General features: G+C 45.1%; 13 protein-coding genes. 1 reads left to right on the forward strand and 12 read right to left on the reverse strand.

Annotated elements, in window-relative coordinates; translation table 11 throughout:
• Positions 1-6: 6 nt before the first annotated feature.
• The 9 genes from pfkB to ppdK form a co-directional block, all read right to left on the reverse strand.
• Positions 7-918 (reverse strand): 1-phosphofructokinase, encoded by a 912-nt coding sequence (pfkB, locus tag DW694_RS01475; protein WP_118752480.1) that lies wholly within the window; start codon positions 916-918, stop codon positions 7-9.
• 264 nt (positions 919-1182) lie between these two features.
• Positions 1183-1977: an aminotransferase class IV gene (locus DW694_RS01480; RefSeq protein ID WP_118752437.1), complete on the reverse strand. Its 795-nt coding sequence runs from the start codon at positions 1975-1977 to the stop codon at positions 1183-1185.
• 86 nt (positions 1978-2063) lie between these two features.
• Positions 2064-3485: an aminodeoxychorismate synthase component I gene (gene pabB, locus DW694_RS01485; protein ID WP_118752438.1), complete on the reverse strand. Its 1422-nt coding sequence runs from the start codon at positions 3483-3485 to the stop codon at positions 2064-2066.
• 4 nt (positions 3486-3489) lie between these two features.
• A complete protein-coding gene (locus DW694_RS01490) occupies positions 3490-4077 on the reverse strand; it encodes an aminodeoxychorismate/anthranilate synthase component II (RefSeq protein ID WP_044961185.1) in 588 nt (195 codons plus the stop codon).
• Positions 4078-4230: 153 nt separating this feature from the next.
• Complete coding sequence (locus DW694_RS01495; protein WP_015525823.1) at positions 4231-4440, reverse strand: DUF1858 domain-containing protein; 210 nt, start codon at positions 4438-4440, stop codon at positions 4231-4233.
• 144 nt (positions 4441-4584) lie between these two features.
• On the reverse strand, positions 4585-5946 hold the full coding sequence (locus DW694_RS01500) for an MATE family efflux transporter (RefSeq protein ID WP_353615787.1): 1362 nt from the start codon (positions 5944-5946) through the stop codon (positions 4585-4587).
• A gap of 38 nt (positions 5947-5984) precedes the next feature.
• The gene (locus DW694_RS01505) at positions 5985-6449 is read right to left on the reverse strand and encodes a GtrA family protein (RefSeq protein ID WP_118752441.1); all 465 of its coding nucleotides are present in this window, start codon (positions 6447-6449) and stop codon (positions 5985-5987) included.
• Positions 6450-6590: 141 nt separating this feature from the next.
• A complete protein-coding gene (gene rsmH / locus DW694_RS01510; protein WP_110102119.1) occupies positions 6591-7643 on the reverse strand; it encodes a 16S rRNA (cytosine(1402)-N(4))-methyltransferase RsmH in 1053 nt (350 codons plus the stop codon).
• 191 nt (positions 7644-7834) lie between these two features.
• Entirely contained in the window at positions 7835-10465 is a 2631-nt protein-coding gene (ppdK, locus tag DW694_RS01515; RefSeq protein WP_059085207.1) for a pyruvate, phosphate dikinase, read from the reverse strand.
• A 271-nt stretch (positions 10466-10736) separates the two neighbouring features.
• On the opposite strand from ppdK, the gene DW694_RS01520 reads away from it, so the two are divergent.
• Positions 10737-11615 (forward strand): aldose 1-epimerase family protein, encoded by an 879-nt coding sequence (locus tag DW694_RS01520; RefSeq protein WP_022426297.1) that lies wholly within the window; start codon positions 10737-10739, stop codon positions 11613-11615.
• 90 nt (positions 11616-11705) lie between these two features.
• Here DW694_RS01520 and DW694_RS01525 read toward each other — a convergent pair whose 3' ends face one another.
• The 3 genes from DW694_RS01525 to DW694_RS01535 are packed head-to-tail and all read right to left on the reverse strand — an operon-like array spanning position 11706 to position 15634.
• Complete coding sequence (locus DW694_RS01525; protein ID WP_118752442.1) at positions 11706-13886, reverse strand: alpha-galactosidase; 2181 nt, start codon at positions 13884-13886, stop codon at positions 11706-11708.
• 27 nt (positions 13887-13913) lie between these two features.
• On the reverse strand, positions 13914-14756 hold the full coding sequence (locus tag DW694_RS01530) for a carbohydrate ABC transporter permease (protein WP_015525816.1): 843 nt from the start codon (positions 14754-14756) through the stop codon (positions 13914-13916).
• Positions 14756-15634: a sugar ABC transporter permease gene (locus tag DW694_RS01535; RefSeq protein ID WP_022426299.1), complete on the reverse strand. Its 879-nt coding sequence runs from the start codon at positions 15632-15634 to the stop codon at positions 14756-14758. The genes DW694_RS01530 and DW694_RS01535 overlap by 1 nt, the downstream gene beginning before the upstream one ends.
• Positions 15635-15636: the final 2 nt, after the last annotated feature.

Below are 15636 nucleotides of genomic sequence, written 5' to 3' on the forward strand. Positions count from 1 at the left end.
TCTTCTTTACCCCTCTGTTACCTGTTCATATACTGCCTGAACCTCTTCCCTTGTGGCAAGATTTTCAGAAAATGCACTTGCGCTTCCTGCGGAAATTCCCATATGGAATGCATATTCGTGATCCTGTTTTTCCATCCAGCCTGCCATAAAGCCTGCTACCATGGAATCTCCGGCTCCTACGCCGTTTACCAGTGTTCCTTTCGGCGCCGGTTTCTCAAACACCTGACCGTTTTCTGCTACCAGGACAGCTCCCTCACCGGCCATTGAGATCAGCACGTTTCTGGCTCCTTTTTCCTGGAGCTTCTTTCCGTAAGGGATCACATCCTGACGGTTCTTAAGCTCTACGCCGAAGATTTCTCCAAGCTCATGGTTATTGGGCTTCACCAGGAACGGATGATACTTCAGGACATTTACAAGAAGATCTCTCGTTGCATCCACAACGATCATCACGCCTTTTCCGTCCAGTCTCGCCATGATCTTCTCATACATATCATCCGGCATAGATGAAGGAATACTTCCTGCCAGAAAAAGCACATCTCCCTCTTTCAGTATGTCAAGCTTCTTCATCAGCTCCTGAACCTTTTCAGCGCTGATCTCCGGTCCCATTCCGTTGATCTCAGTTCCATCAATAGATTTCAGCTTCAGGTTGATCCTTGAAACGCCTTCCGGGATCCTGATAAAATCAGATTTCACTCCCATCTCCTCAAGCTTTCTTACAATCTCATCTCCGACGAATCCTGCCATGAAACCAAGTGCTGTATTCTCGATCCCAAGATTCATCAGCACGGTGGAAACGTTGATCCCCTTTCCGCCCGGAAGCATCAGCTCAGAGCTTGTCCGGTTGGTAAGTCCGAGTTTAAAATCCTCCACGGAAACGATATAGTCCAGAGACGGATTAAAAGTAACTGTACAGATCATTTTTTCTCCTCCCATATCTTTTATCCTGCGGTTTTTGACCGCTTTTTGTTGTTTTTCATTTGTTGAACTCAGTATACTTCCAAATTCATTCAAAGTCAATCAAATTACTTCACAAAATTCATGAACGTTTTTGGTTGAGTTTGCACAAAAAACGTGCATCAACCTTAGCTTTCCCTAGTTAATGCACGCTTATCTCTGACTGTATTGGTCACTTTCATTCAAATTCCATCACCTTTCCTGAATGTGATAGTTTCGCAATAACATTTATCTGGTTTGTTTCTTATTCGCAGTATCTCTGACCATCTTCCGATATCTTCTCATCAGCTCCCTTGTCACTTTGTCTTCCTCAAACCGGATTCCTCCGATCTGACGCACCGGCATGATTCCCATCAGGGAATTGGTGACAAAACATTCCTCATACCATTTAAGATCCTGAATATAGATATAGGCTTCTTCCACCTCTTCCGTGTCACAGAGATATTCACGGAGGATTCCCGGAAGAAGTCCGCAGCTGACTTTTGGTGTATAGATCACGCCTTTTCGCACAAAGAATACATTACTTACTGTCCCTTCCGATATCTGTTTCTTTGTATTCAGAAATAACCGTTCATCCATTCCTGCTGCTGTAGCATTACGTTTTTCCAGGATACAATCTCCGTAATTCATGGTTTTGTGATATACAAGAGGTGATGTTTCATTTCGTTTTACCTTGCTGACATCCATGATAAAGCCTTTTTCATAATTCTCCGGCGTATAATGATTGGCACGAAGAGAATACACTACATTTTCCTTTGTAAGCATAAGCTTCAGCGCACAATGTTCCAGTCCGTCAAATTCTTTCTGCACCTCCGGGCGTTTTTTTTGTTCTTCCAGATATTCTTCGATCCTCCCGGCTGTGATCCCACGTACTGACGGATCACCCAGCTTCAGGAAATCTGCCGCCCGTTCCAGTCTTTTCAGATGCTTTTCCAGAAGTATGGGGGTTCCCTTTTCTATTCCTATGGTCTCAAATGCTCCCAGACCGAACTGAAAACATTCATCTAAGGTTATGTTGTTCATTTCCTTTGACCTCCTTATGAAGTGTCCCTGTCAGATTCTCTGATCTGTCCACAGAGCCTTTCACTTTTACCGTTCTGTATGTTTCTCTACTGCAGTGCATCCAGGATTGCTTTCGCCTTCTGTAGAGTCTCCTCATACTCAAATTCCAGATCTGACTCTGCTGTGATCCCGCCGCCAACGCCAAGGTGATATTTTCCGTTTTTATGAAGAGCTGTACGGATCACGATGTTGAAATCGCAGCTTCCGTCCAGTGTCAGATAGCCGATAGAGCCTGTATAAAGATTTCGCTTGCCGTGTTCCAGCTCGTCAATAATCTCCATGGCACGGTATTTCGGCGCACCGGTAATAGAACCGCCGGGGAATGCAGCCTCCAGAAGATCCATAACATTTTTTCCGTCTTCCAGTTTTCCTTCAATATCCGATACCAGATGAAAAACCGTAGCGTATGCTTCCACTGTAAAAAGCTCGGTTACCTTCACGCTTCCCGGTGTACACACCCGGTTCAGATCATTTCGCTCCAGGTCTACGATCATAAGAAGTTCACTCTTATCTTTTCCGGAATCCTGAAGCTCCCGACGGAGCATTTCATCTTCCTCAGATGTTACGCCACGTTTTCTTGTTCCCTTTATAGGACGGGTATTTACATGACGGTCTTTCATCTTCAGAAAACGTTCCGGAGATGCACAGACGATCTGATAATCTCCGAAATCCAGATATCCGCCGAAAGGAGACGGATTATTTTTCCGAAGATCGTAGAAAACATCCAGAGGTGGTTTTTCGCTTTCAATGGTCAGCTGCTGCGTCATATTGGCAATATAGATATCACCCTCTATAATATAGCGGATCATCCGGTCTACTGCCTGCTTGTATTCTTCTTTTTCAAAATTGGGATGAACCTGGATCCTGAATTTCTCACGGTGAGAATTTTCCATGACCATCCTGTTTCCGGATTCCTTTTTTTCCCCTGTTTCCGATCCTTCCTGTTTCCCCGCCTCTGTAAATTCCCGGATTGCTTTTTCCATCGCTCCGATTTCTGCTGCAGCGTCTGCACTGATTCCGTTTGACACAAGATAGGTTCTTTTTTCCTGACAGTCTTCTATGATAAAACAGTCATAAAACGTCAGAACTGCCTCCGGAACAGTCACAAGATCCTTTTCTCCGGATGGTACTCCCATCTGTTTTCTTCCGTAATCATAGGAAAAATATCCTACTGCACCGGATACGATGGGAAGTCCGCTGTTATTTTTGTCTTCATGGGTATTTAAATATTCCCGCATATAGTCTTCAAAGGTTGTTTCTGTTTCCGGCCTTCCGTTGATAGTAAAGTTCTCTCCGTCCTTTACCAGCTTCAGATACGGACATCTTCCGATCACGGAATAATGTCCCAGCTCATTGACAAGGGAGGAATCCAGAAACGCTGCTCCGGGTTCTCTCTCGTAGATCCGAAAAATGTCCACTGCCGGGATATATGGGGTCAGTTCTTTTATTCTTCGCTGATTTTTGTACATATTTTTACTCCTCCTTCTGAAAATTCTCCGCGATCCTGCAAAAATTCTCAAGAAGCTCATGTCCATATTCCGTAAGAACGGCTTCCGGATGGAATTGCACACCATAGATAGGCAATGCTTTATGGGAAATTCCCATAACAGCACCATCATCAGAAAGCGCATCCACCTGATACTCCTCCGGAATGCTGTCTTCCCGCACAATCAGGGAATGGTATCTTGTCACCTTGTATTTCTCAGGCAGGCCTGCAAACACTCCTGTTCCGTGGTTGTGAATCTCTGTTACTTTTCCGTGCATGGGACACACTCCCTTTTCCACTACTGCTCCCGCACAGTGGCCAATCACCTGATGGCCCAGACAGACACCAAGAACAGGAATCCTTCCCTGAAATCTTTTTACGGTATCTACGCAGAGCTTCGCATCCCAGGGACGCTTCGGTCCCGGAGAAAGGATGATTCCTTCCGGGTTCAGCTCTTCCAGCTCCTCCAGGGTGATCTCGTCGCAGCGTCTGACCAGGATCTCTCTTCCAAGCTCCTGAAAATATGCCTTGAGATTATAAACAAATGAATCGAAATTATCGATCATCACATACATGCTTTTTTCCTCCATATCAAGCAGATATTTAAGACTCTCTTTATCGTCTGCTCACAAAAAAAGGGATAACGACGGCATGCCAAAAAGACATGCACAGTCGTTATCCCCTTGCGGTCCGTAATCTGTACGTTCTAATATAAATTGTACTGCTGATTATTTCTTTTTCTTGGTTTCCTCATAATGATGGATGTCTGCCAGTACAGCGTTTACATCAAGTCCGTGTACCATACATGCCTCCTCAAGAGACTCACCAATAGAAGACGGACAGCCGATGCAGTGCATTCCTTCCTGCATAAGAATGTATGCGATCTTCTCATCGTATGCAAGCATCTCGCCCATTGTTGTTTCCTTTGTGATTTCCATGATCTATATTCTCCCTTCTGGATCTGTAATCTTACCCGGAATCCCGGTTTCCTGGTTTTTTCCGCAGTTATAATATCATTATAACTGTATCTTCCATAATTGCAAGCCTAAATTTATTCTTTTCATTTTCTGTATTATACCCACTCAGGCAGCAGTTTCCTTTTTTCCCCCGCTCCACTTTTTCATCACATAAATATAATACGGGATCAGAGGGATCAGCGCTGCGATCCATGCGGCAGGATCTGCCAGACATACACCTGCAAAACTTGTTTTTCCTGCAATAAACATAACGATCGCACTTCTTGCCGCCAGTTCAAACACACCGCCCAGCATGGGAACCAAGCCATATCCCAGTCCCTGAAGTCCGTTTCTGTAGAGGAAGATACTTCCAAGGAACGGATATGCCCAGAATACCGTATGAAAATAAGTAACAGAAACATTAATAACATCTGTCTGGGACTTGTCAATAAATAACCAGGTCATGTACTTTCCGAAAAAGAACATTATGATCATAGTGATCACACTCCAGATCAGGACCATGATCTGGGTATATTTCATTCCTGCTTTTACACGGTCCATCTTTCCGGCGCCCCGGTTCTGTCCTACATAGGTTGCCATCGTCGCACCAAAAGCTACAAATACCGTTGCAATGATATTCTGTATTTTTCCCGCAGCGGAAAATCCTGCCATATATACAGAACCGTAAATATTTACCGCACCCTGCACAATAATGGTTCCGATCGCTGTGATGGAAAACTGAAGTCCCATGGGAATACCAAGGGCCAGCAGATAACGGAAGCTGGTAAAAGAAACTTCAAAGTTTTCTTTCTTCAGATGCAGGATCGGGAACTTTTTGATAATATAGATCAGGCAGCAGACTGCGGAAATTGCCTGCGCGATAACCGTAGCATAGGCACAGCCTTCCACTCCCATCCCGATTTTTACAATAAACAGAATATCCAGGAACACATTGATCACTGCCGAAATGATCAGAAAATACAGCGGAGATTTTGAATCTCCAAGTGCACGGAGAAACGCTGCCAGTGAATTATATGCCGCTGTTACGATCAGGCCTGCATAAATAATTCCCATATATCCCTTCACAGATCCCATCAGATCCTCCGGTGAATTCATCAGCCGCAGAATCGGTTCATTCAAAGCCTCAAAGCCAATGGTCATCACAATGGCAAAGGCTGCTGCCAGATAAATGGACATAGCTACGTAATGACGCATCTTATCATATTGCTTCGCCCCGAACCACTGGGATACCAGAATGGCAAAGCCACTGCTCAGTCCGTTAAGCCATCCGGTAACAAAAAACATCAGTGAACCGGTGCTTCCGATTGCAGCCAGCGCATCTACTCCCAGGAACTGCCCCGCAACAATGGAATCCGCAATGTTATAAAACTGCTGAAAAATATTTCCAAGACACATGGGAATCATAAACCGGATGATCAGGCTCACCGGATTTCCCACGGTCATATCATTGGTCTTGTCCTTTGTCAATTTCAGTCCAACTCCTTTTCCACAAATATAACTATCTTTTATTTTTTAAAAACGATCAATTTACTGATCACATAATTCAATACGATCACAACCACCTGAGCGACAAGTTTCACTGCCATGCTGTTAAATCCAAGCCAGGTGATAAATACCGCAAGGATTGCTTCCTCCACAATCAGAGTAAAGAGCCGGCCTCCGAAAAACGAAGCCATCTGCTTTAAAAATCCGGCGGCGGAATTCACCTGCCCGTCGAATACCCATGTCCTGTTTGTAAAATACTGGAACAGTACGCAGACCACCCAGCAGATCACATTGGCGATCAGCGCATTCATGCCCAGGCCCTTATCCAGCCATGCATACAACGCAATGTTCAGAAAAAATGTGAGCCCTCCAAAGAACAGATACATCAGAACTTCCTTATGTTTCTTATAAAAAGGTTCAAATATATTCAGCACCGGAAGATGCATCAGTTTATCAAAAATGTCCTTCTTTTCCTCCACATCCATATCCTTTCTCCTATTCAATTTAAGCCGTAGCTTTATCATATGTAAACTTATATAACATAGCAAAAAAAATCCCGAATGTCAACGCATTCCAGGATTTTTCTGTTTCTGTATTTGTATCAGAACTGCTCTTTCACTCTTCACTCAGGCCTTCACAGCCCAGCGCATCTTCGTGGATCTGGCGCGCCCATTCTGTGCACATTCCTGCGCGGAAGGACGGATCACATCTTTTGAATAGTCGGAATAGATGCCGTCTTTATAACCCTGCTTTAAGGCTTTCTTTACCAGCTTGTCCTCTCCGGAATGGAAGGTAAGGATTGCTACACGGCCGCCTGGCTTCAGCGCTCCGGGAAGTTTTTCCATAAAATCATAGAGGACCTCGAATTCCCGGTTCACATCAATACGCAGTGCCTGGAAAACTCTCTGGCATGTTTTTTTCACCGTGTCTTTCCTCTCTTTTTCAGGAAGAAAAGACAATGTCTTCTCAATGACTTCACGAAGCTTCGTAGTGGTATCTATGTGGTTTCCTCTTCGGATCTCATCTGTGATGGCCTTCGCGATCTCCTCACAGTACGGCTCATCGGAATTCTCATCCAGCATTCCGGCAAGCTCTTCTCTTGAAATGGTATCCAGACGCTGTGCTGCGCTGATCCCGGTTTCCTGGTTCAGCCTTAAATCCAGAGGACCATCCACCTTAAAGGAAAACCCTCTCTTGGGATTGTCGATCTGCATAGAAGACACCCCAAGATCCGCAAGGATAAAATCAAAACCTCCAACTTCCTCTGCGATCTCATCAATGGTGCAGAAATTCTGGAGTTTAATTGTCAGGATATTTTCTCCGAATCCCTGCTCTGCCAGACGTTTTCTTGTCTTGGCAGATTCTTCCGGGTCCACATCCGTGGCGTACATGTGTCCCTGACCTCTCAGACATTCCAGCATGGCCTTTGTATGCCCACCGTAACCAAGTGTAGCATCAAATCCAACCTGTCCCGGCCTGATCTCCAAAAAATCAATGATCTCTTTTACCATAATGGAAATATGCATTCCAGCCGGTGTGTTTCCCTTGCTGATCACATGTTCAATGGTATCCTTATACTTTTCAGGCTGAAGCTCTTTATATTTCTCCTCGAATTTCTTCGGATATTTTCCTTTATATCGTACACGTCTCTTATGAGGTGTCTGTGATTCCTGATTCATAAAATTCTCCTTATCCTCCGGCTTTATCTGCCCTGTTTCTTTCATGATACCATGAATCCTATTTTTCGTAAACCGTCGGAATACTTCAAAAAATATCATAAAAAAAAGCCTCTGACAATCTGTATTTCTACAGACTGCCAGAAGCTTTATATATGCTCAGACTGAAACTTCAGCCTGAAATGTATTCTTACTTATGCGTTCTTCTTAGCGATTGCTGCCTGTGCTGCTGCAAGACGAGCAATCGGTACACGGAACGGTGAGCAGGATACATAGTCAAGTCCGATCTCGTTGCAGAACTCTACGGAAGACGGATCTCCACCGTGCTCACCGCAGATACCTACGTGAAGTTTCGGGTTAACCGGTTTTCCAAGCTGGATTGCCATCTTCATGAGTTTACCAACGCCAACCTGATCAAGTTTAGCAAATGGATCGTTCTCGAAGATCTTAGCATCATAGTATGCGTTAAGGAACTTACCAGCATCATCACGGGAGAATCCGTATGTCATCTGTGTAAGGTCGTTTGTACCGAAGCAGAAGAAGTCAGCCTCTTTAGCGATATCATCAGCTGTAAGAGCTGCTCTCGGGATCTCGATCATAGTACCAACCTCGTACTCAAGGTCAGAACCTGCTGCTTTGATCTCAGCATCTGCTGTCTCTACAACGAATTTCTTAACATATTTAAGCTCTTTGATGTCACCAACAAGCGGAATCATGATCTCCGGTTTGATGTTCCAATCCGGATGATTCTTCTTAACGTTGATAGCTGCGCGGATAACAGCGCTTGTCTGCATCTTAGCAATCTCTGGATAAGTAACAGCAAGACGGCATCCACGATGTCCCATCATCGGGTTGAACTCGTGAAGGGAAGCGATGATTGTCTTGATCTGCTCTACAGTCTTGCCCTGAGCATCAGCCAGTTTCTTGATGTCCTCTTCCTCTGTAGGAACGAACTCATGAAGTGGCGGATCAAGGAAACGAATTGTTACAGGATTTCCTTCAAGTGCCTCATAGAGTTTCTCGAAGTCTCCCTGCTGCTCCGGAAGGATCTTAGCAAGTGCTGCTTCTCTCTCCTCTACTGTCTCAGAGCAGATCATCTCACGAAATGCATCGATTCTGTTGCCCTCAAAGAACATATGCTCTGTACGGCAAAGACCAATTCCCTCTGCACCAAGCTCACGAGCTTTCTTAGCATCAGCAGGAGTATCAGCGTTTGTACGAACTTTCATTGTTCTGTACTTGTCAGCCCATCCCATGATACGTCCGAACTCACCAGCGATCTTAGCATCTACAGTCGGGATAAGTCCGTCATAGATGTTACCTGTTGTACCATCAATGGAGATTGCATCTCCTTCATGGAACTCTTTACCAGCAAGTGTGAATTTCTTGTTCTCCTCATCCATAGCGATATCGCCGCATCCGGATACACAGCAGGATCCCATACCACGAGCAACTACAGCTGCGTGAGATGTCATACCACCACGAACTGTCAGGATACCCTGAGCAGCTTTCATACCTGTGATATCCTCTGGGGATGTCTCAAGACGAACAAGAACAACTTTCTCTCCTCTTGCAGCCCACTCAACAGCGTCCTCTGCAGAGAATACGATCTTACCGCAAGCAGCTCCTGGAGAAGCACCAAGACCTTTACCCATCGGTGTAGCAGCTTTAAGAGCAGCTGCATCGAACTGCGGATGAAGAAGTGTATCAAGGTTACGAGGATCGATCATTGCAACAGCCTCTTCCTCAGTTCTCATTCCCTCATCAACGAGGTCACAAGCGATCTTAAGAGCAGCCTGTGCAGTTCTCTTACCATTACGTGTCTGAAGCATATACAGTTTACCATGCTCTACAGTAAACTCCATATCCTGCATGTCTCTGTAATGTTTCTCAAGAGTCTCGCAAACCTGTTTGAACTGTACGAATGCTTCCGGGAACTTCTGCTCCATCTCGGAGATGTGCATAGGTGTACGAACACCAGCAACTACGTCCTCGCCCTGTGCATTGGTAAGGAACTCACCGAACAGACCGTTAGCACCTGTAGCAGGGTCACGTGTGAAGGCAACACCTGTACCACAGTCATCACCCATGTTACCGAATGCCATCATCTGTACGTTAACAGCTGTACCCCAGGAATATGGGATATCATTGTCACGACGATATACGTTCGCACGTGGGTTGTCCCAGGAACGGAATACGGCTTTGATTGCGCCTACCAGCTGCTCCTTCGGATCAGTTGGGAAATCAGAACCGATTTTAGATTTATACTCAGCTTTGAACTGGTCAGCAAGCTCATGCAGGTCAGCAGCTGTAAGCTCAACGTCCTGCTTAACACCTCTCTTAGCTTTCATCTCATCGATGAGCTCCTCGAAGTATTTCTTACCAACTTCCATAACTACGTCAGAGTACATCTGGATGAATCTTCTGTAGCAGTCCCAAGCCCAACGCTCATTGCCGGATTTCTCAGCAAGAGTGTTAACAACTTCTTCATTTAAACCAAGGTTGAGGATTGTGTCCATCATACCTGGCATAGATGCTCTCGCACCAGAACGAACGGATACAAGCAGAGGATTTTCTTTGTCACCGAATTTCTTACCGGTAACTCCTTCCATCTTGGTAATTGCTTCCATGATCTGAGCCATGATCTCATCGTTGATGGATCTGCCATCCTCGTAGTACTGTGTGCAGGCCTCTGTTGTGATTGTGAAGCCCTGCGGTACAGGAAGACCGAGGTTTGTCATCTCAGCAAGGTTGGCACCTTTGCCGCCCAGAAGATTTCTCATAGTAGCATTACCTTCTGTAAACATGTAAACCCATTTTGCCATTTTACATTTTCCTCCTAATTATTGTTCTTTAAAACATAAAAAATGTATGTTTTCTACGCACATAATTATTTTATAGATTTATCCTTCATTAGTCAAGGTTATTCTTCCAAAAAACAGCAATTTCTCTTGTGAAATATGACAGATTTTCCAGTTATATTTTTCACAGATTGTATTTTTCTCGTTATCATCTGAAAAATGTGCTAAAATAGAAAAAAACATGCAGCAATTCCGATGTAATATTACCCGAATGCTGTCATACAGGAGGTTTATCATGACACGAACGATTGAAAATAGCTTTCTTAAGATTTCCGTTTCCGATCACGGTGCTGAACTCACCGGCATCTATGACAAGACTAATGACAGGGAGATCCTCTGGCAGGCAGATCCGGCTTACTGGAAACGCCATGCACCTGTACTTTTTCCCAACGTGGGACGTAACTACAAAGATATCTGGCGTCTGAACGGAAAGGAATATCCTTCCAGCCAGCACGGCTTTGCAAGGGACAGCGATTTTATCTGCACGGATATCACCGATACTTCCCTTTCCTTTGTCCTTAAGTCCTCTGAAGAAACCTTGAAGGTTTATCCGTTTGCTTTCGCTCTGAAGATCACCTACACTCTGAAGAAGCACGACCTGGAAGTATGCTGGGAAGTAGTTAATAATGATTCTGAAACTATGTATTTTACCATCGGCGGCCATCCGGCATTCCGTGTTCCGGTACGTGAAGGCGAATCCCAGAGTGATTACCGTCTTGCTTTTGAAGGCCTGGACACTCTTACCTATCTCCTTATCGATACGTCTGTAGGAACAGTCCTTGCTGACGAGCCACATACACTTTCCCTTGAAAACGGAACCTGTTCCATTGCTCCTCATATGTTTGATAAAGACGCTCTTGTTTTTGATAACGGCCAGATCCAAAAGGCCGGTATCCTCTTCCCGGACGGAACTCCATATCTGACACTTACCAGTGAGGGCTTCCCGAATTTCGGTATCTGGTCCGTACCCGGTGCTCCCTTCGTATGCCTGGAGCCGTGGATGGGACGCTGTGATGACTGTGGTTTTGAAAAACCTCTTTCCGAAAAAGCAAATATCAATGTGCTGAAACCGGATGAGGAATTTATCAAGAGCTATCAGATCACCGTACACTGAGCTATGATAAAAAAAGATCCGCCATACATCGGCTTTTTCAGCTGTCTGTATGACGGATCCTTTTATTTATCTTACTGTCTCAATACGCTCTTATTCTCTCACAAAATGATACTGATAAGCTCTGTACTCCCCAAACTCTGCAGGAAGCGGCATTCCACCATGCATCAGAGCAGCTCCGGAATAGATCCTGCCGGTAGTCTGTTCCTTATAAAGTGCACTCTCATCAAGGCCGCGAAGCTGCACATAATTCACAGTCATATTTCCATGGATCTCCTCCATGACAACATTGAGCAAAACTTCTTCCTGAGAATTTCCAACGATCTCCCATGCACAGACCTCACTCTTAAACGGATCTGTCAGGCGATAGTACCGTCCATTCTGGATCAGTGGCGCATATTTACGGAATTCCCCGATCTGGCTGCGGACCTCGTCTTTTTCTTCCTCAGTCAGCTTCAGAAGATCCAGCTCGTAGCCGAAGGTTCCGGACATGGCAACCACACCTCTGGTATGTAACGGGGTGATCCTTCCTGTCTGATGGTTCGGTACTGCAGACACATGTGCTCCCATGGCCGATACCGGATATCCGAAGGAAGTGCCATACTGGATCCGAAGCCTGTCAATAGCATCAGAGTTGTCGCTGCACCAGATCTGCGGTGTGTAATACAGCATGCCTGCGTCAAATCTTCCACCACCGCCGCTGCAGCCCTCGATCAGAAGATCCGGATAACGGTTCACCATACGGTCCAGAAAATCGTACAATCCCAGGACATAATCATACATTACACGTCCCTGATCCTTTGTCATTACGGAAAATACATCCATCAGGCTTCGATTCATATCCCATTTAACGTACTCAATATTGGCATTATCCAATACCGCACTGATCTGTCCAAAGATTCCGTCTACAACTTCTTTTCTGGAAAAATCAAGTACCAGCTGATTTCTGGATCTCACTGGATTTCTTCCCGGAATCGTAAGTGCCCAGTCCGGATGCTCGCGGTAAAGATCACTGTCCTCAGAGATCATCTCCGGCTCGATCCAGATACCGAATTTCACTCCGAGGTCATTGACTCTTTTTACCAGTTCGCCGAGAGTCTCTCCAAGCTTCTTCTCATTGACATACCAGTCCCCAAGACCACTGTTGTCATCGTCACGTTTTCCAAACCAGCCGTCATCCAGAACCAGCATATCGATACCAAGGCTCCTTGCCTCTTTTGCCAGATTATATAAAGTCTCCCCTGTAAAATCAAAATATGCTGCCTCCCAGCTGTTTACCAGCACCGGACGAACCTCTGTCTTATATTTACCACGGCAGATATGGTGACGGATGCAGCTGTGCAGATTCTGGGAAAGGCGGTTCATTCCCTGATCTGTGTAGCTTAAGATCACCTCAGGCGCATAGAAGGTCTCCCCGGCTTCCAGCGGATACCGGAAGCACTCCTCCTGTACACCAAGGAGCATTCTTGTCTGATTGTACTGATCTTTAAGAACCTCACCCTGGAAATTTCCACTATATACAAAGGACATAGCATAGCAGCCTCCATGATCCTCTGTTGTGTCCTTCTCTGCCAGGATCATCATCGGATTATACTGATGACTGGATGTACCACGGACACTGCCGATCATCTGACTTCCGTGTGCTACCGGAACCCTCTGCAGATTCCGCTCCATGGCATGTCTTCCGTAAAAAGTAAGCAGGTCATAATCTCCGTAAAGAAAATCCAGTTCTGCGGACATCACCTTGTTCACATAGATCTTCTCACTGCTCTGATTGCGGATATAGACGCTTCTTGTAATGATATCTAGTTCCGGAAGTACACCGTAAAGAAGCATGGCCTCCACGCCGGTAGCCGGATCCTCCAGTACGATCTCCAGAGTCTGTGCCTCATCATTATCCGCATAAACAGCTGGAAGCCCTGGAAGGCTGTATTTACCGTCACGGATAGTATAGTTCTTGTAACGCATATCACAGCTCATGCTTCCGTCACCGTTTTCCAGCATCAGTGATGCACTGCGGAAATCTCCGTTTCCGTAGCAGGAAAGCTCCTGTGGAAGAGAGTCCATGGAATAGGTTCTGTCTGTTCCCGCATCATAGGGATTTCCGGAAAATCCTCTGTCATAGTAGGTCAGAAGATACTCCATGCAGCCTTCTGCCTTTTTACCATAATAGAGATGAAGAAGAAATCCGTACTGATCCACCTGCATCTGATATGTAGTTTCTTTTGTCTGCAGGGTAAACGTTCTGTCTTTCTCGCAGTAGATGATTCCCATATGTGAATCCTCCTTTTTCTTGTGTTTTTATTTTACGGCACCGTTTACAACACCATTTAAAATGTGCTTCTGGCAGATCAGATAAAACAGAAGGATCGGAAGCAGTGCCAGCAGATAAGAGGCAAACGCAAGGTTATAGTTTGTTCCGAACTGAGTCTGGAAATTCAGCTGTGCCAGAGGCAATGTGGTTCCACCCGTAGATCCGGACATAATAACCAATGGAGTCATAACATCATTCCAGGTTCCAAGTGCTGTCAGAACTGCCACTGTGGCATGCATCGGCTTCATGATTGGAAAGATGATCTTCCAATATGTTTTCCAGGTGCTGGCTCCATCCACACAGGCAGCCTCCTCAAGGGCCATTGGAATGTTTGTCAGATATCCGGAATAAAGAAGCACGTTCATAGGCATATAAAATACCGTATAAAGAATGATCACACCGACTTTGTTATCAAGGCCCATCTCAGCAGTCTGCTTTACAAGCGGCATCATCAGGATAGCAAACGGAACAAACATACCGCTCACTACATAGAGATAGATAAATTTATAAAATTTACTTCTCTTGTTTCTGGCTATAGCATAACCTAAAAGTGAATGAATTACAATAGCAAGAACCACTGTGATCACAGTGATCAATACACTGTTTCCAAGAGAATGCCAGAAGTCTGTTACCTCCATAGCTTCCCTGAAATTGGCAAGACTGAATTTCTCTGGCAGAGACAGGATCCCGGCTACACTGTTGGTCATCTCTGTCGGCTGCTTGAATGCGATCACAATTGTCATATAAAGCGGAAATACCACTGTGATAAGGCCAAGGATCAGAAGGATCGTTACCGGCCAGTTCGCTTTTTCTCTTACTTTCGTTTTCATTACAGCTGCTCCTCCTTTTTCCCTGTGATAGTCAACTGCACTGCAGAAATGATCACGATCACAATAAAGAATATAACCGCATTGGCACTCTGGAATCCAAACTGTCCTCCACTCATACCATTGTTATAGATCAGGTAAGAAATAGATTCTGTACTCTGTGCAGGACCACCCTTTGTCAAAGCCATGATCTGATCAAATACCATCAGGAAGTTTTTCACACAGAGAACCATGTTGATGCTGAAAAACGGAACGATCAGCGGGAATGTCAGGTAACGGAACTTACTGAATCCGGTAGCACCGTCAATAGCGCCTGCCTCGTATACATCCTCCGGCACTGTCTGAAGACCGGAAATGTAGATGATCGTATTCATTGCAATGGACTGCCATGCACACACGATCACGATGGCAACCCATGCCAGGCTCGTACTGGAAAGCATGCTGGAAGACAATGTTTTATTTCCGACCATCTTTCCGAATGCAGGCAGGATATATGTAAAGAAATAATTGAAAATATATCCTACGACCAGTGCGCCAAGTACATTAGGAATAAAATAAGCTCCACGCAGTGCACTCTTGAAACGGATCTTGCTGTTCAGTCCAAGTGCCAGGATCAGGCTGAGTACATTCGTTACGATAGTTGCCACGATGGCCAGCTTAAAGGTAAACAGATAGGAACCGCCAACACGGCTGTCTGTAAAAAGATCCTTATAGTTTCGAAGTCCTACCCAGTCATAGCTTCCATAGCCTTTAAAGTTTGTAAAGCTGTAGATCACACCCTTGATCAGAGGCAGTGTGTTAAAGCAGAAAAATAATGCCACGATCGGAATGGTGATCAGAAGAAAGGTCAGCTTTCTTCCACTCATAGATTTTTTTCCCATGA

Origin of the sequence: Ruminococcus sp. AM26-12LB (genome assembly GCF_003480785.1) — a bacterium.
GTDB classification, from domain to species: domain Bacteria; phylum Bacillota; class Clostridia; order Lachnospirales; family Lachnospiraceae; genus Blautia_A; species Blautia_A fusiformis.